Source organism: Gluconobacter frateurii (assembly GCF_002723955.1).
In the GTDB taxonomy this organism is placed as follows: domain Bacteria; phylum Pseudomonadota; class Alphaproteobacteria; order Acetobacterales; family Acetobacteraceae; genus Gluconobacter; species Gluconobacter frateurii.
Genome location: NZ_BEWN01000004.1, coordinates 126,693 through 147,313 on the forward strand (window position 1 = coordinate 126,693; position 20,621 = coordinate 147,313).

Here is a 20,621-nt window from a genome sequence, read left to right on the forward strand (position 1 = left end):
GGAGGTTCTCCGTGTCCGAAAGCGTTCAGGAAGCCAAATCGGCTCTCTCGAAGATCCGCAATATCGGTATTACCGCGCATATTGACGCCGGTAAGACCACCACGACCGAGCGCATCCTGTACTACACGGGTGTCTCTCATAAGATCGGTGAAGTCCACGACGGCAACACCACCACCGATTACATGGCGCAGGAGCGTGAGCGCGGCATCACCATCACGTCCGCTGCCGTGACGTGTGAGTGGAACGACCACCGCATCAACATCATCGACACCCCGGGCCACATTGACTTCAACATTGAAGTGAACCGTTCGCTCCGCGTGCTCGATGGCGCCATCTTCGTGATTGAAGGTGTTGCAGGCGTGCAGCCGCAGTCCGAGACCAACTGGCGTCTTGCAGACCGCTACAACGTCCCGCGCATCATCTTTATCAACAAGCTCGACCGTACGGGTGCAGACTTCTACTACGCCTTCAGCACGCTGAAGGAGAAGCTGGACATCGTTGCTGTTCCGCTGCAGCTACCGATCGGTGCCGAAGAAAACTTCGTTGGCGTTGTCGACCTGGTTGAAATGCGCGCTATCGTGTGGGAAGGCGGCGAACTCGGCGCCAAGTTCCACTACGAAGAGATCCCGGCTGACCTGAAGGAAAAGGCTGAGGAAGCTCGTCAGACGCTTCTGGACACGGCACTCGCCATGGATAACGACGCCATGGAAGAGTACTTCGAGAAGGGCGACGTTGACGTTGCAACCCTGAAGAAGTGCATCAAGAAGGGTGCGATCTCTGGCGAATTCCGTCCTGTCATGTGCGGTACGGCGTTCAAGAACAAGGGCGTTCAGCCTCTGCTCGATGCCGTCATCGACTACCTGCCGGCTCCGGATGAAGTCGAAGGCATCCGTATCGCTCCGCCGGAAGGTGAAGAGGTCGACGAGAACTTCCTGCCGATCGTTCCGGTTGATCCGGACGGCAAGTTCGCTGGCCTTGCGTTCAAGATCATCTCCGACAAGTACGGCACGCTGACCTTCGTCCGCGTTTACCGTGGCGTTCTGAACGCTGGTGATACGATCCTGAACACGACGAAGGGTCATAAGGAACGCGTTGGCCGCATGTTCCAGATGCATGCTGACAAGCGTCAGGAAGTGAAGTCCGTTGGTGCGGGTGACATTGCTGCGTTCGTCGGCCTGAAGGACACGGTCACGGGTGACACGCTGGCAGATGCCGCTGATCCGGTGGTTCTGGAGCGTATGCAGTTCCCGGTTCCGGTTATCGACATCTCCGTCGAGCCGAAGACCAAGGACGCCGTCGAAAAAATGACGCTGGCGCTGCAGAAGCTGACAGCTGAAGATCCGTCCCTGCACCTGAAGACAGATCAGGAAACGGGTCAGACCATTCTGTCGGGCATGGGTGAGCTTCACCTGGACATCATTGTTGACCGTCTGCGTCGTGAATACGGCGTCGATGCCAACATCGGTGCACCGCAGGTTGCTTATCGTGAGACGATCACGAAGCCGCATGTCGAGACCTATACCCACAAGAAGCAGTCTGGTGGTTCGGGTCAGTACGCTGAAGTCAAGATCGAATTCGCTCCTTCCGACAAGCCGGATGAGATCATCTTCACGAACAAAATCGTCGGCGGTACGGTTCCGAAGGAATACATTCCGGCAGTCGAAAAGGGCATCCGGATGCAGAGCACCACGGGTGTTCTGGCTGGCTTCCCGACGGTCGACTTCCAGTTCACGCTGCTCGACGGTAAGTACCATGACGTTGACTCGTCGGCTCTGGCCTTCGAAATCGCTGCCAAGGCCTGCTTCCGTGAAGGCATGAAGAACGCCGGTCCCGTGATCCTTGAGCCGATCATGGACGTGGAAATCACGACGCCGAACGATCATGTCGGTGACGTCGTGGGCGATCTTAACCGTCGTCGTGGCATCATCCAGAGCCAGGAAACTTCTGGTTCGACCGTGATGATCCGTGCTCAGGTGCCGCTGAAGGAAATGTTCGGCTACATTTCCCATCTGCGTTCTGCAACGAAGGGTCGTGCATCCTTCACCATGCAGTTCCATCACTACGATCCGGTGCCGCGCAATGTGGCCGAAGAGATCATGGCGAAGTCCGCCTGATCTTTTTCACTCCGGTGAAAGAAAAAACCCGTCAGAGCAATCTGGCGGGTTTTTTTATTAAATATCGTTCGGTTCCGATCTCTGCCTTGTGAGTGCCAGAACATGTCTCAGTCAGTCATTTCTGTTCTTCCTGTAAATCACATGGAAGAGGCAGAGAAATTTTTTGCTTTGCTGGATTTTCAACGGTTGGGAGATAAGGCGCCGGCTTATAGGATCCTGGTTGCCCCCGATGGTGGCGAACTGCATTTGACTCAGGCTGTGCCTGGATGGGTCGATGCTAGCCGCAATCCATTTTGCCTGTATTTTCGCAGGCCAGATGTAGATCGTCTCGCGCAGGTTTTCAGCGCTCGGATCATTGGAAACAGTGCGCCGTCTCTAAAGCCGTGGGGAATGTATGAATTTGCGGTCAATGGTCCGGACAGTGTGTTGATCCGGATCGGGTGGCCGAAGTCCTCGCCCGAGTAAAAGGCTGTGTCTGTGACGGGAGAATTTTTCATCTCCCGTCACAGACACATTAATTAGTGCAGGTTATCAGTGCGGCGGATAAAGGCTGCCACATTATCGTGCAGTTGCTGAAGGGCTGTTGGATCTACGTAAACCATGTGCCCCGAAGAATACTGAGCGTACTCGATGTTCTTCTGAAGGCTCAGAGGCATCGGTAGGTGCTTCATCTCGTAAATGCCCTCATAATAAGGCGTTGCGAGATCGTAGTAGCCACCGTTCAGCATGACATGCAGATTGGGGTTCGTCTTGATAGCCATGGCGAGATCGCTCATGACATTTGGGACACCTTTCGGCTGGTAGCCATGACCTGGCTGAGTGTGCTTGTTGTCCCAGTGATCTTCAGGGTTGAACAGGCGATAGGTCTCGTCCGTGCCATACTTGAGTGTGTTACGAACATAGTCATTGAAGACCGACACATAGGCAGAACTGATCGCACTGGACTGAGGGTCGTAATCCACTTCCTTGGACATTGGATCAAGCGTCGGACTGGAATAGCGCGTGTCGAGACGACCCGTCGCCATGCCTGTCTTCGCCTGAAGCTGCTGTTCGAACTGGCCGCCATTCACGCGAAGGTCTGACCGCAAAATGTAATCAGTCGGCAGACCCGTGTAGTTATGGAGCTTTTCCGCAATAGCCTGACGCTCATTCTCAGGCAGGTCTGCTCCCTGACGCAGCGCTACAGTGTAGTCTGTGACGGCGAAATGCTCGACTTCCTTCAGGAAGGCCTTCAGATCAGCATGCTGCTGCGGCAGGCAGTGGTGATACCAGGCGGTGGCGGCATAAGTTGGAAGTGCCAGAACGTAAGGGTCGTCAACGCCCGGATTGAACTGCGGACCATCAGCGCTGTTGTCGTAGTTCAGGATCTGGGAAAGAAGAATGACACCGTTGAAGTCGATGTTTTCTTCCTGCTCAAGGTCATTGATGACGACTGCCGAGCGCATCGTGCCATAGCTTTCACCGAACAGGTATTTCGGTGAGTTATAACGGTGATACTTCGCCAGAAATTTGGAAATGAAATGCGTGAAGGCTTCACCGTCGCCATCGACGCCCAGGAATTCCTTGGCAGCATCCTTGCCTGCGATACGGGAAAAGCCTGTTCCGGGTGCATCGACAAACACCACATCCGAGACATCAAGAAGGGACTGCGGATTGTTGATCAGAGCGTAAGGCGCGGCAGGAAGATGCTGGTCGCCTGGCGTATTCACACGGCGTGGCCCGAACGTGCCCATATGGACCCAGACAGACGCTGAGCCGGGGCCACCATTATAGAGGAAAGTAATCGGCCGTTTGGCGGAGGGTACCCCCTCCTTGAAATAGGCTGTGTAGAACATGGAAGCGACTGGAGGATTCTTATCCTCATCGTCTTTTCCAGTTTCAATCTTGAGCCCGCGCTTAGTCAGGATTTCATTCGAATCATTATAGCCTGCACCATGAACCAGAATGGTTCCGGCGACAGCCTGATAAGGGATGGTCATGCCATCAACGACAACCGTAGCGCGCGTGACGCTATCAGCATTCGGGGCAGGTGTGTCCTTGGCCGTCTCGGCGGCAAAAGCGGGCGTTGCCATTATGGCAACGCCTAGAAGAAGAGCCTTGCGAAGCATTCAGAAAGGGCTTTCTGCTGATTGTGTTGCCCTTCTCTAAACGCATAGCTGCCTTGCGGACAAGACGTTGTTATAATGTTTCGTTTCTAGCCGAAGGCACGGTTGGCGTGCATGACGGCAATGCCAATTTCCCTTAGCAGATTGAAACAGCGTTCCAGCGGCTGGAAAATCTCGCGATGCTCGCGCGCAAAGCCACTTTCCTCACCAGCGCCGCCCGGTTCACCAAAATCAAGATTGGCGACGCTGAGGGCAGACACTGGAAACAGATCATCCAGAAGATCTAGCGATCGCGGAATATCAAGGCACAGGATGAGGTTCGTGATGGAGTCTCGCGTCAGGTTGTTGCGTGGCCCGAAATACGGAATGCGCGTGGAAAGAATCCACAACCGGTCAATCAGGGCAAAGCGGATAGCGTGCAGAAGCTTCTCGCGCGGTTCCATCTGTGGGGCTTCCGGCCAAGCTGCCCGCAAAGCGATGTGATCCGTCTGAATGCGGCGGAACATCGCTGGCGCGCTTGTCCAGAATTGCAGGACCTCAAGGCCATGGGAGATGGTCAGATAGTTCTGACGCTCTTCTTCGTCCTGCGCAGTTGAGGCACGGTCAAGCCATGTTCCCGGATCAAGTTGGCGCACGGTTGCGCGGAGAACTTCCAGATCCGAATGTGCGAGAGCCTGTCGCGCAAAATCCATGGCCTCGCGGAAACGGGACGAGCTATTCACGAAATGCTCGAAAGTTTCCGGATGACGTTGTGCTGCATTGCCCAGTCCGTGCAGGACATTCGCCCACCAGCCAAGCTGCTGAAGAATAGCGTTATTTGGAATGGCGCGAAGCTGGCTTGGATGAGTGATCCGCGTCACGGTTGCGGCGTCAGACTGACGGGCTGAGGGACGCGAGCCTGTCTTGTCGATGAGGGACGGTCCGAAAGCGCTCAGAAGAGCCGCATAGCCTGGATCGTTGACGAGCGTGCCCATATCGAGCGCAATCGTGGAAAAGAAGTCGGCGGCAAAATCGGGGCGGTCATAGACCGGATCATTTACGCTGGCGGGAACATGAGCGACATGCTCAGCAAGCGTCGCAATGGTAGAGGACGCAATGCTGTTCGTACCGAAAAGCGTGTAACCGTCTCCGCCCTGAAAAGCCGTTTCTACGCGGCATCCCACGCCTGCATTGCGGAAAGCAATCCGTGTGCGGGCAGGCGAGAAGTAGTCGAGACGCTGACGCAGGCTGAACGGATGTGCGCCACGGCCAATGCTCTCCCCGTGCGTATCGAAAAGCGTGAGGGAAACATCTTCAAGGTCATGTTCCTTGAGAAGGTCCAGCGTGCGCATACGCAGGCGTTCGACAAGGTTGGTTGCCGCAAGCTGCCCGACATAACGACCGGAATCCGAATAGCCGAATTGCAAGGAAAGGCGACCGTTGGCGCGCAGATAGTTCCGCCAGTGCGGAGAGCGGAACGCCTCTTCAAGAATTGTCTCGCCGTTTTCCAGCGCACTTTCTGTCTCGAAAAGCGGAGAAATTTCGATCTGATGATCCTGAATCCCAAACAGGCGCGCGAGCCAAAGCGTCGCGAGAAGGGTGTAACCACTTTCCGTTTCGGCGATCAGGAAGCGGATTGGGGAGCCAGAATCAATATGCTTGAGGATCTGCGCCATCGTCATCATCAGACGGGCAGCAGAAGCGGGCTCCACAAGGAGCGAACCGAAATCCACGTGACGTGGGGTCAGGTCATCGAGTGCATCATTGATACGCGACAGAAGCACGCGGCGTCGTGATGGGAGGGCCGGGTCATCCGTTAGGCCAAGACGCGTCCGGGCGACATTATAGATCTGTGCGGCGTTGAGACGTGTATGGATATGCGCAATGCCCAGCCCATGGCTTATGAAGCCTGCACGGATCGTGCGGAGCTTCAATGTTGCTGAAGCGTCGAGGTCGATGGCGGCATCCCGGAAAAGAGGCAGAAGCTCCTGTGCCTCGAGCAGCGCCTTCTCGCGATGTGCAATCAGGGTCTGGGCAAAATCACGGATAGCTTCAGGTGCGGCATTCTTCCCGGAAGGGCAGGCGGCATGCTGTGTTTTAACTGCCTCCATGGCCCGACGAACGCGCATTGCAAGAGCCGAGTCCTGAAGGCTAAGACCAGCAAGACCTGCCTCAAGTCGTTCCAGTTGCGCGAGTTTGAGTTCCAGTCGGATGCGGATCGTGTCCCACCACCCGATATCGTTGCGCCCATCCGTGTCGAAGCCGACCCAGCTTGCCAGAATGACCGGAGCGGGGTCGACATGATCGGCTTCATTGGCCCATCGCGAGGTCATCTTTTCGATCAGCGAAGCACTGAGATCATCAAGCGCATCCCGGCCACGCAGGATCGCAGCCAATGCAAGAGACTGTTCGTGGGCCAGTGTGGGGGGGGCAGCGCGGCGGTGCGTTGTCAGGCAGGGTAGTGGAAGTTCCGGGTCCGAAGCCCGCTCTGCCAGAAGGGCATAAACGTGATCGGCCAGAGCAAACGTGGGATGGGCAGTGAAAACAGCAGCGATCGCGGCTTTTGAAAGTTCTTCCGGGGATGCTGCCTGCTCTACAAGCCGGCTGGCAACCTGTTGCAGACGGGTGGCCGGATCAGCGTCTCCAAGACCAACATACTGCCGCAGATGGGCGGCACGCTGGATGAAATGTTCATCTCGCAATGCCCGGACCGTGTGTTCCAGCTCCTCGATTTTTTCGCCGTTGCCGACAGACAGATCCTCACCAATAGAGGCAATCAGATCACCCAGACCATTACGCTCTTTAATGAGGTGTGTGGTCAGGGTGTCGATGCGTGCGGAAAGGGATGTGTCGTGCCGGGAGGCGCAGTCAGACATCGGGAGCAGTCTCGCTTCTGCGGAAGGTAAATTGAAAACGGGCAAGTTATGTTCCATGCCCGGCCTGTAAGCGCAACCTTGTTGCGGGCGCGACAGGGCTCACGGATGATGCTATCGAGGCCGACATGCATCCGGATATGAAGAAAGATGTCAGTCAGGCCAGTTCACAACGGGCCGCATCGCCCACGAAGCTCGCTGGCGCTCTGCTGATCGGCATGGGGGCTCTCGCAACAGGCACAACCTATCTCGCCGCGCATCATGTTCATGATGAGAGCTGGGTTCTCAATATTCTTCGGGCAGGCTCGAAAGCTGGCGTTGTCGGTGGACTGGCGGACTGGTTTGCCGTCACGGCCCTTTTCCGGCATCCACTGGGTCTTCCCATTCCGCATACGGCCATTCTGCCGCGTCAGAAAGTTCGGCTGGGGCAGGCGCTCGGAAAATTTGTCTCCGGTCAGTTTTTCACCGAAGCCGACGTTCATCGTGCTCTTTCGAAAATTGATCTTCCAGGCCTTATCGCTGACGCTCTCAGCGAGTCTTCCACCCGCCTCACGCTGGTTGCTACTCTTCGAGCAAGTATTCCCAGTCTTTTCGATCGGCTTGAAGACGGCCGGGCAAGCTCTGCTTTATCTCGGGCGTTGCCTATTTTGCTGAATGGCGAGGAAATGGCCCCGCTGGTCTCACGGGCAATGCGAGCCATGGTGGACAGCGAAATGCACCAGGAGGTCCTGTCGTTCCTGCTGGCCAAGCTCAAGATGACGGTAGCGGCAAAAGAGGGGGACCTTCGGCAGTTTGTTGAAGAGCGCGTCCGGGAGCAGGGGGGGCGCTTCCTCGGATGGGCCATTGGGGGATCTGTTTCCAATCGTGTGCTGACAGCCCTGCAGGCGGAAATCGAACGCATCGATCCTATGGATTCGGATATTCGGCACGGTTTTACCGCATGGGTGCGGGCAGAAATTGACCGAATGGAAACTGATCCCGAGCGTCGACAGGATATGACGCAGGCTATCGGCTCAGTCCTGACCCATTCGAGTCTCAAGGCCTGGAGTGGGGAGCTCTGGGACCGGGTCCGTCGCATGGCGGAAGAGGACTGCGCAAAGGAAGATGGCTGGAGCGCATCGGTACTTGATACAGCCATTCTGGGTCTGGCGAGTTCCATGCGGGAAAACGATGCGCTGCGAGAGCGCATCAATCAGGCCGTGGAGCGGATGGTGTCGAGGCTGCTTCCCGGCGTCCGGGACAAACTAGCCGGGTTCATAGCCAATGTTATGGCGGGTTGGGATGGTGACGACCTCGCACAGCGCTTGGAAGCGCGCGTGGGACGTGACCTTGCTTATATCCGAGTCAACGGAACGGTTGTTGGCTTTCTGGCGGGGGCTGGCCTTGATGTGATTTCCCGCCTGTTTTTCGGTGTCTGACAGGCTTATACCTTTTCGGGACATCACAAACTTCTTGACCTTTGTGACAGCATGGGTCATCTGGAACCTAATCAGGACTTCCTAAGTCTTGAATGAATGCAATGTGAGTGTGCAAGCTATGCTGAGGCTCTCCAAACTGGCTGATTATGCCACCGTCCTCCTGGTCCATCTTGGGCAGCATGAGGGTCTGGCAACAGCCGCCGCTCTGGCCGGAGAGACTGGCGTCCCGGAGCCCACCGTTGCGAAGCTTCTGAAAGGACTGGCCTCAAGCGGGCTCGTCATTTCCCATCGTGGAGCTCGCGGCGGATACCGTTTGTCCCGGCCGCTTGAAGAGATCACGATCGCCACAGTCATTGCTGTTGTTGATGGTCCGATTTCGATTACAGCCTGCTGCGATGGGCGTGAATGCGAGCACAGTTCCCTGTGCGGTCTTTCAGGCCAGTGGGACATGGTGAATGACGCCATTCTACGAACGCTCAACAGCATAACTCTTGCGGATATGGACAAGCATTCCGCTCTGCATAGCGGGAAGGTTTCCAGGGAGCCTTCTCTCGACACGACCGGCGCCGCGGCTATGCCCGTAGCGGATCCGGTGAACTGAGGACACGAGACGATGCCAGCCGTGACGGAGACCCGCGAGACAGTCGAAAAGCTCGCGAAGTCCAGCTACGAGTGGGGCTTCGAGACCGATATCGAGATGGATATCGCTCCCAAAGGCCTGAATGAAGAGACAGTTCGCCTCATTTCTGCGCGCAAGGAAGAGCCTGAGTGGATGCTGGAATGGCGTCTGAAGGCGTTCCGGATGTGGCTGGAAATGAAGGAGCCGGAATGGGCCAAGGTCAGCCATCCGCCGATCGACTATCAGGATGCCCATTATTTCGCTCAACCGAAAAAGAAGCCTGGTCCGAAGAGCCTGGATGAAGTCGATCCAGAGCTTCTGAAAACCTACGCGAAACTCGGAATTCCCCTCCACGAGCAGGCTCTCCTGGCTGGTGTCGAGGGTGCGGACGAGCAGAAGCGTATGCCGGTTGCAGTTGATGCAGTGTTTGACAGCGTATCCGTGGCGACCACGTTCCGTAAAACTCTGGAAGAAGCAGGAGTTATCTTCTGCCCGATTTCCGAGGCCATTCGCGAGCATTCGGATCTGGTCAAGCAGTACCTTGGTTCAGTCGTTCCCGCCGGTGATAACTTTTTCGCCGCGCTGAACTCCGCTGTCTTTACGGACGGATCTTTCGTGTATGTGCCCAAAGGCGTGCGCTGCCCGATGGAACTGTCCACGTATTTCCGCATCAATGCGCGTAATACAGGGCAGTTCGAGAGGACGCTGATCATCGTCGAAGAGCGTGCCAGCGTGTCCTATCTTGAAGGCTGCACCGCTCCTCAACGTGATGAGAACCAGCTTCATGCGGCCGTTGTCGAACTGATTGCGATGGACGACGCCTCCATCAAGTATTCCACGGTTCAGAACTGGTATCCGGGGGATGATGAAGGTCGGGGCGGTATCTATAACTTCGTGACGAAGCGCGGTGCCTGCCGTGGCGCACGCTCCAAGATTTCCTGGACGCAGGTTGAGACAGGGTCTTCCATCACGTGGAAATATCCGTCCTGCGTTCTGGCTGGTGAAGGATCGGTTGGCGAGTTCTACTCCGTAGCTGTGACCAATAATCATCAGCAGGCCGATACGGGTACGAAGATGATCCATCTGGCGCCCAATACGCGTTCGACGATCATCGCCAAGACTATTTCAGCCGGCAAGTCGGATAGCACGTATCGCGGTCTTGTTCGCATGCAGCCAAAGGCTCGCAACGCGCGCAACTTCACGCAGTGCGACAGCCTTCTGATCGGCGACCAGTGTGGCGCACATACCGTGCCTTACATTGAAAGCCGGAATATGACGGCTCGTATCGAGCATGAAGCAACAACGTCAAAGATTTCCGAAGACCAGCTTTTCTATTGCCGCTCCCGTGGATTGTCTGAAGAAGACGCTGTTGGTCTGATCGTCAATGGATTTTGCCGCGAGGTGCTCAAGGAGCTGCCGATGGAGTTCGCGGTCGAGGCTCAGAAGCTGTTGCAGATCAGCCTCGAAGGAAGTGTGGGTTAAGACATGAGTGATTTTCTGAAAATCCAGGGTCTTGAGGCCCGCATTGATGCCGATGGTACCCCGAAGGAAATCCTCAAGGGGATCGATCTCGAGATTCCCAAGGGTGAAATCCACGCCATCATGGGCCCAAACGGCTCTGGCAAGTCCACGTTGTCTTATGTGCTGTCCGGCCGTGAAGACTACGAAGTGACGGGCGGTAGCGCGACCTTTAAGGGCGAAGACCTGCTGGCGCTTGAGCCTGAAGAGCGTGCGGCGCTGGGCATGTTTCTGGCATTCCAGTCCCCAGTCGAGCTTCCGGGCGTGAACAACGCGAATTTCCTGCGCACAGCTGTCAATGCCGTCCGCCGGGCGCGTGGTGAAGACGAGCTGGACGCAGTTGCTTTCCTCAAGGCCGTTCGTGCAGAGACAAAGCGCCTTTCCATGTCGGACGAGATGCTGAAGCGTGCTGTCAATGTGGGCTTCTCGGGTGGTGAAAAGAAGCGCAATGAAGTGCTTCAGATGCGCCTGTTGCAGCCGTCTTTCGCCATTCTTGACGAGACGGATAGTGGGCTGGACATTGATGCGCTGCGTATTGTTGCGGATGGCGTAAACTCGCTGCGTGGCCCGGATTTCTCCGCTCTGGTCATTACCCATCATCAGCGTCTGCTCGACTATATCGTGCCAGACCGTGTGCATGTGATGGCCAAGGGCAAGATCATTTATAGCGGCGGCCCGGAAGTAGCGAAGACGCTTGAGAAGCAGGGTTATACGCAGTTCCTCGAGGCAGCAGCGTGAGCATAGCGACAACAGTTCAGGCCTCGTTAGGGCTAGAGGCTTTTGTCGCACGTTCCGCAGGGCACGGAACTGCGCTCTCTGCCATGGGTATTCCGACGCGCCGTGTGGAGGAGTGGCGTTATACGCCGCTTCGTGCGTTTGCGGATACCGTCTGGGCTGAATCTCCGGCGCTTTCGGATGCGCACGCGCAGACATTACTTGCCGGTCTTCCTTTGCCGGAGGCCGGAAGTCATGTGGTTTTCGCCAATGGTCGGAAGGTCGAAGCGCTCAGCAGCCTGTCGGACAGTATTTCTCAGTCCGCAGTAGAAACAGCGGAGCCGTTTGAAGATCGCTTCTCGGCAGTGCTCAATGCAGCGCTTATGCAGGATGGTCTGTCTGTTCGCGTACCTGCGGGAACAGACGCTGGCCTGCTGACACTGGTGTCTCTGACAGCTGGCGAGAACATCTCCACGCATCTGCGTCATCAGATCGTACTTGAAGAAGGTGCGTCTCTGACGTTGTTTGACGTTAATGCGGGAGAGGGGCGTTATGTCACCAATCCACGCTTTGACATTGTCGTCGGCAAGAGCGCGCGTCTGACGCATGTGAAGCTGCAACAGGAAAGCCTGACAGCAGGGCATCTCGCCATTGTCGCGGCTTCTGTCGATGCCAACGGCAATTATGATAGCTTCACCCTGAACAACGGTAGTGAACTGGCCCGTCATGAAGTCGTGGCGACGCTGACAGCTGCCCATGCACAGGTCCATGTCAACGGGATACAGATTGTCGATGGCAGTCGCCTGAATGATCTGACGTCCATGATCCATCATGCCGCGCCAGATTGTGGTTCGCGTCAGACCGTTAAGACTGTGCTGTCCGAAAACGGGCAGGGCGTGTTCCAGGGCAAGATCCTCGTAGATCGCATTGCCCAGAAGACTGATGGCTACCAGATGAATCAGGCCCTTCTTCTGTCTGAAAAAGCGCAGATCAACAGCAAGCCTGAGCTGGAAATCTATGCGGACGATGTAAAGTGCAGCCACGGGGCGACCGTGGGGGCGCTGGACGACGAGCAGCTTTTTTATCTGCGGTCCCGCGGTATTCCTGAAGCCGAAGCGCGGGACATTCTTGTCCGGGCCTTTTTGCTGGATGCACTGGATCTGGTGACCGACGAGACCCTGCGTGCTCTGCTTCAGGGGAGCATTCGGGCATGACCCCGGAGGTGCGTTCCCAGTTTCCGATCCTGTCCGAGCGGGTACATGGACGCCCGCTAGTCTTTCTCGATAGTGCTGCGTCGGCCCAGAAGCCCGAACGTGTGATTGAAGCGATGCGTGAGGCTGCATATCACCAGTACGCCAATATCCACCGCGGGCTGCACTGGATGAGCGAGCGCACGACGGAAGCCTACGAAAGCACGCGGGATGCTGTAGCGCGACTTCTGAATGCGCCCGACCGGCATGAAGTCGTTTTCACACGAAACAGTACTGAAGCCATCAATCTGGTGGCGCATAGCCTAGGTTCGCTTCTCAAGCCCGGACAGGCTGTCCTGATTTCTGAACTTGAGCACCATGCCAATATTGTTCCATGGTTGATGCTGAAGGACCGCGCAGGGATCGAACTGCGTGTCGCTCCCATGGCGGAGAATGGCGACCTGGATCCTGAAGCGTATGAAGCGCTTCTTGAAGACGGCAATGTCGCTCTTGTTTCCATCACGCATATGTCCAATGTGCTTGGAACAGTCACGCCGGCGAAGAAGTTGGCAGAAATTGCTCATGCCCATGGAGCACGTATTCTGTTTGATGGGTCGCAGTCCGTAGTGCATCGCAAAATCGATGTTCAGGACATAGGGGCCGATTTCTTTACCTTCACGGGTCACAAGCTCTACGGACCCACTGGCATTGGTGTGCTCTGGGGCAAAAAAGAGCTTCTGGATGTGATGCCGCCTTTTCTGGGCGGTGGAGAAATGATCCAGAATGTCTCTTTCGAGCGTGCGACCTGGGCAACGGTGCCCCATAAGTTCGAAGCTGGGACCCCTGCCATTCTCGAAACGATCGGCCTCAAAGCGGCGATCGAGTTTGTGGAAGATATTGGTTATGACGCCATTTCCACCCATGAAACCGAACTGACCGCTTACGCGGAACAACGGCTTGGTGAGGTGCAGGGGCTTACGGTCCTTGGATCTCCGGATGTGCGTGGCGGTGTCCTATCGTTCACCCTCGATGGAGCGCATCCTCATGATCTGGCGACTCTGCTGGACCAACTGGGAATTGCCATCCGGGCTGGACAGCACTGCGCGGAACCGCTGATCCGTCGGCTTGGTCTGCATGCTACGGCTCGTGCCAGTTTTGGCATCTACACAACGCAGGACGAGATTGACGTTCTGATCACAGGCCTTGAACGGGCCCGGATGATGCTCACATGAGTGAAGCCATGACCGAAAATCCAGTTGAAGAAACGGCCGTACCTGCACCTGACGGAACACCTCCGGACCAGGATGCTGTTATTGCGGCAATTGCCACGGTCTATGATCCCGAAATCCCGGTCAATATTTACGAACTGGGCCTGATCTACGCCATCGATCTGCATGATGACGGCCGGGTCAACGTGGAAATGACGCTGACGGCACCTAACTGTCCAAGTGCTCAGGAACTGCCGGAAATGGTGCGGGATGCCATTCTGAAGGTTCCAAATGTGACAATGGCCACGGTGGAAATCGTCTGGGATCCGCCTTGGGATATGAGTCGCATGAGTGATGATGCGCGCCTTGCGCTCAATATGTTCTGATCTGAAAGGGCAAAAACGATGTCCGAAACTCTGACGCGTCGGCCGCTTCCGGCGCTTATGACCGTATCCGACCGCGCTGCTCAAAGATTACGGGTGCTTTATGCCGGGGCTCATCAAGGTGAACTGCTGCGGATCGGCGTAGGAACACGGGGTTGTTCAGGCCTGTCCTACGAGATGACTTTCGTTAAGGAACCGGCTGACACTGATGAGCGCGTGGAAGATCAGGGCGTAACCCTGCTGGTGGACCGCAAGGCTACCCTGTTTCTGACAGGAACGGTGATGGACTACGAGGTCAAAGACCTCGAAGCCGGGTTCACGTTCAGGAATCCAAATGAGAAGGGGCGTTGTGGCTGCGGCGAGAGTTTTCACGTTTGATCCGTTTCGGATCACGTGAAAACACAAGAACCGTTTCCACTTCCGTGGACCAGAGGAACTGATCCACGACCGTCCAGTTCAGAAGGGAGTATCCCGCCTCCTTCAGAGCTCGGCCATCTTTTTCCAAAGCTGCCGGATTGCAACTGATATAGACAATGTCCTTCACGCCAGACTTGGCGAGCGGGATTGTTTGAGCTCCAGCGCCCGCATATGGCGGATCCAGAACGACAGCACGCGTCGATTTCAGATCATGCGGAAGAAGCGGCTGACGCATGAGGTCCCGCTGATAGCCTTCAACGCGTCGACCACCAGCGGCGGCTTTCAGACAATTCGCAGCAGCGAGTTCGCCTTCATACGCGAGCACACGTCCCTTTTCTGAGAGCGGGAAGGTCAGGGTGCCGCAGCCCGCAAAAAGCTCTACGGTGATGTCTTTTTTGTTAAGGGATGGCAGTCCCTCAACAGCAGCCTGAACAATGGCGTTTTCAGCGTCGCGTGTTGCCTGAAGGAAAGCAGCAGGCGGCGGAGATGTTTCTACCTCTCCAAAGCGCTCCCTGACGGGTTTCGTCTGAGAAACCGTTTCAATCGAACGGTCTTTCGGATTCTGCCATGATATTCTTGGAAGATTGTAAGTCCGACCAAAAGCCGCCAGCTTGCTGCGATCAGCACTCGTCAGTTCTGCCGGCGTGGAAAGCGTCAGGTCTGGGCCGCTATCCAACAGGTTCAGCACCAGACTGCCGCGCCCTGTCAGGGCACCGAGCGTTCCAAGCACTTCTCGTAACGGGGTGAGAAGTGCAAAAAGGTCTGGATGCAGAAGGTGGCATTCCGTCATATCGACGGGGTCACCATTTCGGCGATGCAGCCCCAGAATAATGCCTCCGGGAATACGCTGAACTGCGAGATCCATCCGTCGACGCGTATAGGGCGCTGTCTGGTACTGCGTGGGAAGCGCAATGTCTTCAAAGCCAGCGGCGTCCAGAGCGGCGGAAACTCGGGCTGTCTTCCAGTTCAGAAGGGCCGGAAGCGCCATTTCCTGGATCGCGCATCCTCCACACTCACCAAAAAGGCTGCATGGTGGCGTTACGCGATCCGCAGATGGATGTGTAATTTCGATCAGTTCAGGACGAGTCCCCGAAAAGCGGGCAAGTACCTCTTCCCCCGGCAGTGTGCCAGGCAGAAAAAGAACATGCCCATCATGATGGGCGACGCCGTCACCTGCGGCGCCGAGACCTTCAATCCGGAGGGGGAAAGCTCCGGTCCCGGGGTTATTCATCACCGTAGTGACGAGCATCGTGCTGAACAGGAAGCGTCAGATCTGTTTCTCCAGAAACTGAAAGCCGACGCCGACGGGGAACCAGCATGAAGGCTGGAGTATCGCCCCCAAAACCGGTCTTCGGAGCATCGTTCTCAAAGGCAGGCGCCAGCTCAATGGATTTGCGAGTCTGAACCGGCTGAAGAGCGGGGACTTCTTCCGTGATAGAGACAGATGTCTCCATCACGTCATCCCGGCGGTTGCGCTTGCGACCACCACGGCGTCGTTTTCTGCGCTGTCCTTCCAAGTCGTCATCATTACTGGTTTCGACTGCGTTCTGTTGAGCCGGAAGAGGCTGCTTGGGCGCCATGATTGGACGACCGTTTTCGTCTTCCTGTGCCCAATCAACGGAGCGAATCTCAGGAACCTCAAGCCGTGCAATAACCTTGCCCGTTAGCGTCTCAATGGCCTCGAGCAGTCGACGATCACGCGGGCCAGCAATGCTGAATGCATGACCGTGCTTACCTGCACGGCCTGTCCGGCCGATGCGATGCACATAATCTTCCGCATTGAAGGGAAGATCGAAATTGAAGACGTGAGAGAGGCCGCCAATGTCAATTCCGCGTGCGGCGACATCCGAGCAGACGAGAATTTTCAGCTCTCCTGACTTGAAGCTGTCTAGCGTCGAGAAGCGCAGGGACTGCGCCAGATCACCATGCAGGTGACCGGCTGCAAAGCCATGCTTCGTCAGGTAGCGCTGCAGCATGTCCACATCACGCTTGCGATTGCAGAACACGATTGCACTTTGAACATCCTGCGAGCGGAGGAGTTTACGAAGAGCTCGGCGCTTCTCGTCCTCTTCCACAACGATCAGCCCTTCTTCAATCGTCGTTGCTACGGAAGAAGGGCGTGAGACCGTAATCTGCACCGGGTTGTTCAGAAACGCGTCCGCCAAACGACGGATTTCTGGAGCCATTGTCGCCGAGAAGAACAATGTCTGACGGTTCCGGGGCAGCAGACCGACAATTTTCTCAATGTCAGGAATGAAGCCCATGTCCAGCATACGATCTGCCTCGTCGATCACGAGCGTGCTCGTCTGCGTTAGCAGGAGGCCACCGCGACCAAACAGGTCAAGAAGACGACCAGGTGTCGCAATGAGGACATCTACACCGCGGTTCAGCACCTCTCGCTGCTCAGCCATGCTTTCGCCACCGATCAGCAGCGCATGGGTCAGTCGGAGATATTTGCCGTAGAGCTTGAAGTTATCGGCCACCTGCAATGCAAGTTCCCGTGTCGGTTCAAGAATGAGCGAACGGGGCATTCTTGCACGAGCGCGGGACCCCGAGAGCTTCTCAAGCATGGGCAGCGTAAAGGAGGCTGTCTTTCCAGTGCCAGTCTGGGCCACACCCAATACATCGTGGCCTTTCAGGACTTCAGGAATTGCCTGCGCCTGAATTGGAGTCGGATGTTCGTATCCCAGCTCCTGAATAGCCCGCATGATGGGTTCTGCAAGGCCCAGATCTGCAAAGCGTGGCTGATCGGCAAGTGCCTTCGGTGTTTCAGAAGGCTCCGGTGCTGCAGGCGATGTCGTGTCGATTTCCACGACAGCTGCAACTTCAGTTACGGGGGTTTCTACGGATACTTCGACAGGACGAGAATTTTTTCTTGGTCGCCCACGACGTGAGGGGGCTTTGGTCGTCTCGACTGCGGAACTCGTTGGTAGCTCAGAGTTTTCTACGCTAACTGATGCTATTTCTTCTGCAACGGGTGTCGGTTCAGGAACGTGCTTTGGTTTCCGTCCGCGCTTTTTAGGCGCTGAGTTGGGAACATTTTCAGTTACAGCTATTGCGTTGGGTCTACGGCCACGACGTGCTTTGGGAGTTTCAGCAGCAACAGGTTCTTCGACAGCTGGAGTGTCCTCAACAACTATCTTGGGCTTGCGTCCGCGCTTCTTAGGCGCTGTGGAGGTACTATCTTCCGTGGTGACCTCAGCCACCACTTTGGGTTTCCGACCACGACGCGGTTTAGCCGCTTCAACGGCCGCAGGTTCTTTGATAGCTGGAGTTTCCTCAACAGCGACCTTTGGCTTCCGTCCACGTTTCTTTGGCGCCGGAGGAATATTCTCTTCTGCTACAGGTTCAATGGTAGCAGTTTTAGGCTTCCGGCCCCTACGTTTTGGTGCGGGAGAATCGGGAATTTCTTGAGATGCTGTTTCAGCCACGTCTTCGACAACGCTGTCGGCTTTGCGCGTCCGACGGCGTGATGGAAGAACAGCCTCGGCTGTAGTGTCGTCGGTCTGCGCTTTTGTGGACCGGGTACGACGAACCCGAGTCGGCTCCGCAGAATCGGTTTCCGTTTCGGATGCGATCTTTTCTGCTGTCTTTGCACGGCGGCGAACCGGCGTGGTGGCTGTCTCAGTGGCAGCCTTTTCCGCAGCGACGCGGCGGACGCGCGCCTTCTTTTCCGTAGCGGCCGGCTCGGAGGTCACCGCATCTAGGCCCTCTGTCTCGGTCGTTGAATTCTTGGTTGCCTTTGCACGAACGCCAGCGGGACGGCCGCGTTTTGCAGGGGCAGAGGTACGGGACTTGGAAGGACCGGAGGTCGTTTTCGCGCTCAAATGACTCTCGAGACTCTCGTTGACGGCACAGACCTGACGGACTGGGCCGGAGTTGAGGGCGGGCACGTGTCCCGCAACTTTAAATTGGTGCGTTATCGGCTAAACGCTGGAAAAGCAAGCGATACAGCCCATGAAGCGCCATATCGCTACCACAATCACATGCCGTGCGCCATGGCTGCAATCAGAATGTTCAGAAGACCTAGTCCCGCCATCAGGACGGTCCTGTTGCGCAGAGTGTCAAAAATGGCTGCCTGTGGGCGGAGCGCCCGTCTGGCGCGCAGGAAGGGGCCACGGGCAGTGGTAATGAAAACGATCGCCATTGCGATACCGATCAATTGCATAGCGTTGATCGTCCAGTTCACGGCGCCAAAGCCACCTTCATGGATTACCAGCGCCCAGCCGCTGACCAGCGAAAACGGTACAACCTGCCAGAGTCCCTTGAAGAACCGGGTGTAGTTCTGCAGCAGAACGGATGCGCGTGGCCCGGGATCAAGCAAGCCAACCGTGGAGCGGACGACCAAGGCTGAATAGATGGAACCACCAATCCAGTAAGTCATGCAGAGAAGATGGATTGCGAGCACAAGGCTCCAGACAATTGAACCGGTCATTGATCCTCATCATGGTCAGGTGCGTAAAGGAAAGGCAGGGCTTATCCCTGACGTGTCGTTGCAAGATTACCCGACCCCATCGTCAGAAGGCCATAGGGAACGCGGGAGTGCTCTCTGCTTTCTGTAAACAGTGATGCCATCAGGAGAAACATAATCGTGTCCTCATATCCATTTGCCCTGCTGACACCTCAAGAAAGCGACATGATGGATCATGCTGCTTCAGCGGTAGTTCCCGTTTCTCAACTGATGGAAAATGCGGGATGGGCAGTTGCGCGCGCCATCCGCAAGCGGTTCGCACCCTGTCGGGTCGCTGTGGTGTGCGGTCCGGGAAATAATGGCGGGGATGGTTATGTCGTTGCCCGACTTCTTGCTCAGTGGGGGTGGCCAGTGCGTGTCGTGGCGATGGCGGCTCCCAGAGAGGGGAGCCCCGCTTATGATGCTGCCAGTCACTGGAATGGGCCAGTACTGCCGTTCGATGTCCGCTCTGTTGAAGGGGCCGATATGGTTGTGGATGCCGTTTTTGGCTCAGGCCTCAAACGAGCTGTTCAGGAGAACGTAGCAACCGTATTGCAGGCCGTTCCTCTTCGGGTCGCCATTGATATGCCGAGTGGAGTGTCCGGGCTGACAGGTGAGCTGCTGGGGCAGGCGCAGTCCTGTGCGTTGACTGTAACGTTCGTTCGCCCGCGTCCGGGGCATCTGCTTGAGCCGGGTAAAGGTCTGTGCGGAGAGCTGGTCTGTGCGGACATTGGTATGCCCGCAGAGGCATGGCATGGGCTTGCGCCGAAAATCAGCCTGAACTGGCCTGGTCTTTGGACGCTCCCCGTCTCCGAAGACGGAGATTACAAATATCGTCGGGGTGTCGTGAGCGTGTGTAGCGGAACTGTTATGCCGGGAGCGACGCGGCTGGCTGCAAAGGCTGCACGTCGGACTGGTGCGGGGCTCGTCAGGATTGCAGCAGGCAAGGCTGCGGAGGCATACCGACTCGGTGATCCCGGATTGATTGTCGATGATGGGCCGTTGTCATCGCTTTTGGAAGATCAGCGGCGAAAAGTCTGGATCTGTGGGCCGGGCCTGACACCTGATGAAGTGGCAGAGGTGCTGCCTGAACTTCTGGAGGGCAACCGAACTGTCCTGGCAGATGCAGGAGCGCTTGCATGGGGCGCTGAAGATCTTTCCCGCCTAAAGGGGGTTGCGGCCGTTACCCCCCATATCGGGGAATTTAGGAAGCTGTTCGGCCCGGTTGAGGGAAGTCGGCCGGATGCGGCTCTCGCTGCGGCACGACAGCTTAATGCGGTTATGGTCATGAAAGGGCCGGATACCATTATTGCGGCACCTGACGGCCGGATTGCCATCAATGCACATGCGACATCCGCACTGGCGACCGCCGGATCGGGTGACACACTGACCGGCGTGATCGCAACCCTCATGGCGGCGGGGATGGACGTCTGGGAAGCCTGTTGTGCGGGTGTGTGGCTGCATGGGGAAGCAGGAATACAGGCCGCCAGGCAGCATGGTGGTTGGCCCGTGGCAGAGGATCTGGATCTTCCGCTGGGAGCCGCCCGGAGGCGTGCAACAGAGCTTTCCGAGGCCGATTTAAGCAAAAACCCGGTGGCCGCCCTGTTGTGAAGTAGCGTGTCATGCGCTAAAG

16 protein-coding genes are annotated in these 20,621 nt (G+C 56.5%); 11 read left to right on the top strand and 5 right to left on the bottom strand.

All coding sequences use genetic code 11. From position 1 onward, the window contains the following. Positions 1 to 11 precede the first annotated feature (11 nt). Positions 12 to 2,114 carry an elongation factor G gene (fusA, locus tag GFR01_RS11440; RefSeq protein WP_015073873.1) on the top strand — a complete coding sequence of 701 codons (2,103 nt, stop codon included), beginning with the start codon at positions 12 to 14 and terminating at the stop codon, positions 2,112 to 2,114. A 102-nt stretch (positions 2,115 to 2,216) separates the two neighbouring features. After that, a complete protein-coding gene (locus tag GFR01_RS11445) occupies positions 2,217 to 2,579 on the top strand; it encodes a VOC family protein (RefSeq protein WP_099182576.1) in 363 nt (120 codons plus the stop codon). A 53-nt stretch (positions 2,580 to 2,632) separates the two neighbouring features. On the opposite strand, the gene GFR01_RS11450 is transcribed toward GFR01_RS11445, so the two are convergent. Further along, entirely contained in the window at positions 2,633 to 4,222 is a 1,590-nt protein-coding gene (locus tag GFR01_RS11450) for a S10 family peptidase (RefSeq protein WP_099182577.1), read from the bottom strand. Between the two features lie 86 nt (positions 4,223 to 4,308). Then, the gene (locus GFR01_RS11455; RefSeq protein ID WP_244902276.1) at positions 4,309 to 7,074 is read right to left on the bottom strand and encodes a phosphoenolpyruvate carboxylase; all 2,766 of its coding nucleotides are present in this window, start codon (positions 7,072 to 7,074) and stop codon (positions 4,309 to 4,311) included. 125 nt (positions 7,075 to 7,199) lie between these two features. Here GFR01_RS11455 and GFR01_RS11460 point away from each other — a divergent pair, with 125 nt between their 5' ends. The 8 genes from GFR01_RS11460 to GFR01_RS11495 all read left to right on the top strand — a co-directional run bounded on the left by GFR01_RS11460 (position 7,200) and on the right by GFR01_RS11495 (position 14,499). After that, positions 7,200 to 8,489, top strand: coding sequence for a DUF445 domain-containing protein (locus tag GFR01_RS11460; protein ID WP_099182579.1), 1,290 nt, complete (start codon positions 7,200 to 7,202; stop codon positions 8,487 to 8,489). Positions 8,490 to 8,607: 118 nt separating this feature from the next. Beyond that, complete coding sequence (locus GFR01_RS11465) at positions 8,608 to 9,090, top strand: SUF system Fe-S cluster assembly regulator (protein ID WP_099182580.1); 483 nt, start codon at positions 8,608 to 8,610, stop codon at positions 9,088 to 9,090. A 12-nt stretch (positions 9,091 to 9,102) separates the two neighbouring features. Further along, the gene (gene sufB, locus GFR01_RS11470; protein WP_062018734.1) at positions 9,103 to 10,590 is read left to right on the top strand and encodes a Fe-S cluster assembly protein SufB; all 1,488 of its coding nucleotides are present in this window, start codon (positions 9,103 to 9,105) and stop codon (positions 10,588 to 10,590) included. A 3-nt stretch (positions 10,591 to 10,593) separates the two neighbouring features. After that, a complete protein-coding gene (gene sufC / locus GFR01_RS11475; protein WP_062018733.1) occupies positions 10,594 to 11,364 on the top strand; it encodes a Fe-S cluster assembly ATPase SufC in 771 nt (256 codons plus the stop codon). Then, a complete protein-coding gene (gene sufD / locus GFR01_RS11480) occupies positions 11,361 to 12,554 on the top strand; it encodes a Fe-S cluster assembly protein SufD (protein ID WP_099182581.1) in 1,194 nt (397 codons plus the stop codon). The genes sufC and sufD overlap by 4 nt, the downstream gene beginning before the upstream one ends. Beyond that, positions 12,551 to 13,762: a cysteine desulfurase gene (locus GFR01_RS11485; RefSeq protein WP_099182582.1), complete on the top strand. Its 1,212-nt coding sequence runs from the start codon at positions 12,551 to 12,553 to the stop codon at positions 13,760 to 13,762. Before sufD ends, GFR01_RS11485 begins: the two co-directional genes overlap by 4 nt. Next, positions 13,759 to 14,124 (top strand): SUF system Fe-S cluster assembly protein, encoded by a 366-nt coding sequence (locus GFR01_RS11490; protein WP_063904773.1) that lies wholly within the window; start codon positions 13,759 to 13,761, stop codon positions 14,122 to 14,124. The genes GFR01_RS11485 and GFR01_RS11490 overlap by 4 nt, the downstream gene beginning before the upstream one ends. Before the next feature lie 18 nt (positions 14,125 to 14,142). After that, positions 14,143 to 14,499, top strand: a complete 357-nt coding sequence (locus GFR01_RS11495; protein ID WP_010501400.1) for a HesB/IscA family protein — start codon at positions 14,143 to 14,145, stop codon at positions 14,497 to 14,499. On the opposite strand, the gene GFR01_RS11500 is transcribed toward GFR01_RS11495, so the two are convergent. The 3 genes from GFR01_RS11500 to GFR01_RS11515 form a co-directional block, all read right to left on the bottom strand. Next, entirely contained in the window at positions 14,444 to 15,769 is a 1,326-nt protein-coding gene (locus GFR01_RS11500; protein ID WP_244902278.1) for a class I SAM-dependent RNA methyltransferase, read from the bottom strand. The genes GFR01_RS11495 and GFR01_RS11500 overlap by 56 nt on opposite strands. Beyond that, on the bottom strand, positions 15,762 to 17,747 hold the full coding sequence (locus GFR01_RS11505; RefSeq protein ID WP_408870389.1) for a DEAD/DEAH box helicase: 1,986 nt from the start codon (positions 17,745 to 17,747) through the stop codon (positions 15,762 to 15,764). The genes GFR01_RS11500 and GFR01_RS11505 overlap by 8 nt, the downstream gene beginning before the upstream one ends. Positions 17,748 to 18,520: 773 nt before the next feature. Then, entirely contained in the window at positions 18,521 to 18,973 is a 453-nt protein-coding gene (locus GFR01_RS11515; RefSeq protein WP_099182584.1) for a hypothetical protein, read from the bottom strand. Between the two features lie 201 nt (positions 18,974 to 19,174). Here GFR01_RS11515 and GFR01_RS11520 point away from each other — a divergent pair, with 201 nt between their 5' ends. Beyond that, positions 19,175 to 20,599, top strand: coding sequence for an NAD(P)H-hydrate dehydratase (locus tag GFR01_RS11520; protein WP_099182768.1), 1,425 nt, complete (start codon positions 19,175 to 19,177; stop codon positions 20,597 to 20,599). The last annotated feature ends 22 nt before the right edge of the window (positions 20,600 to 20,621 follow it).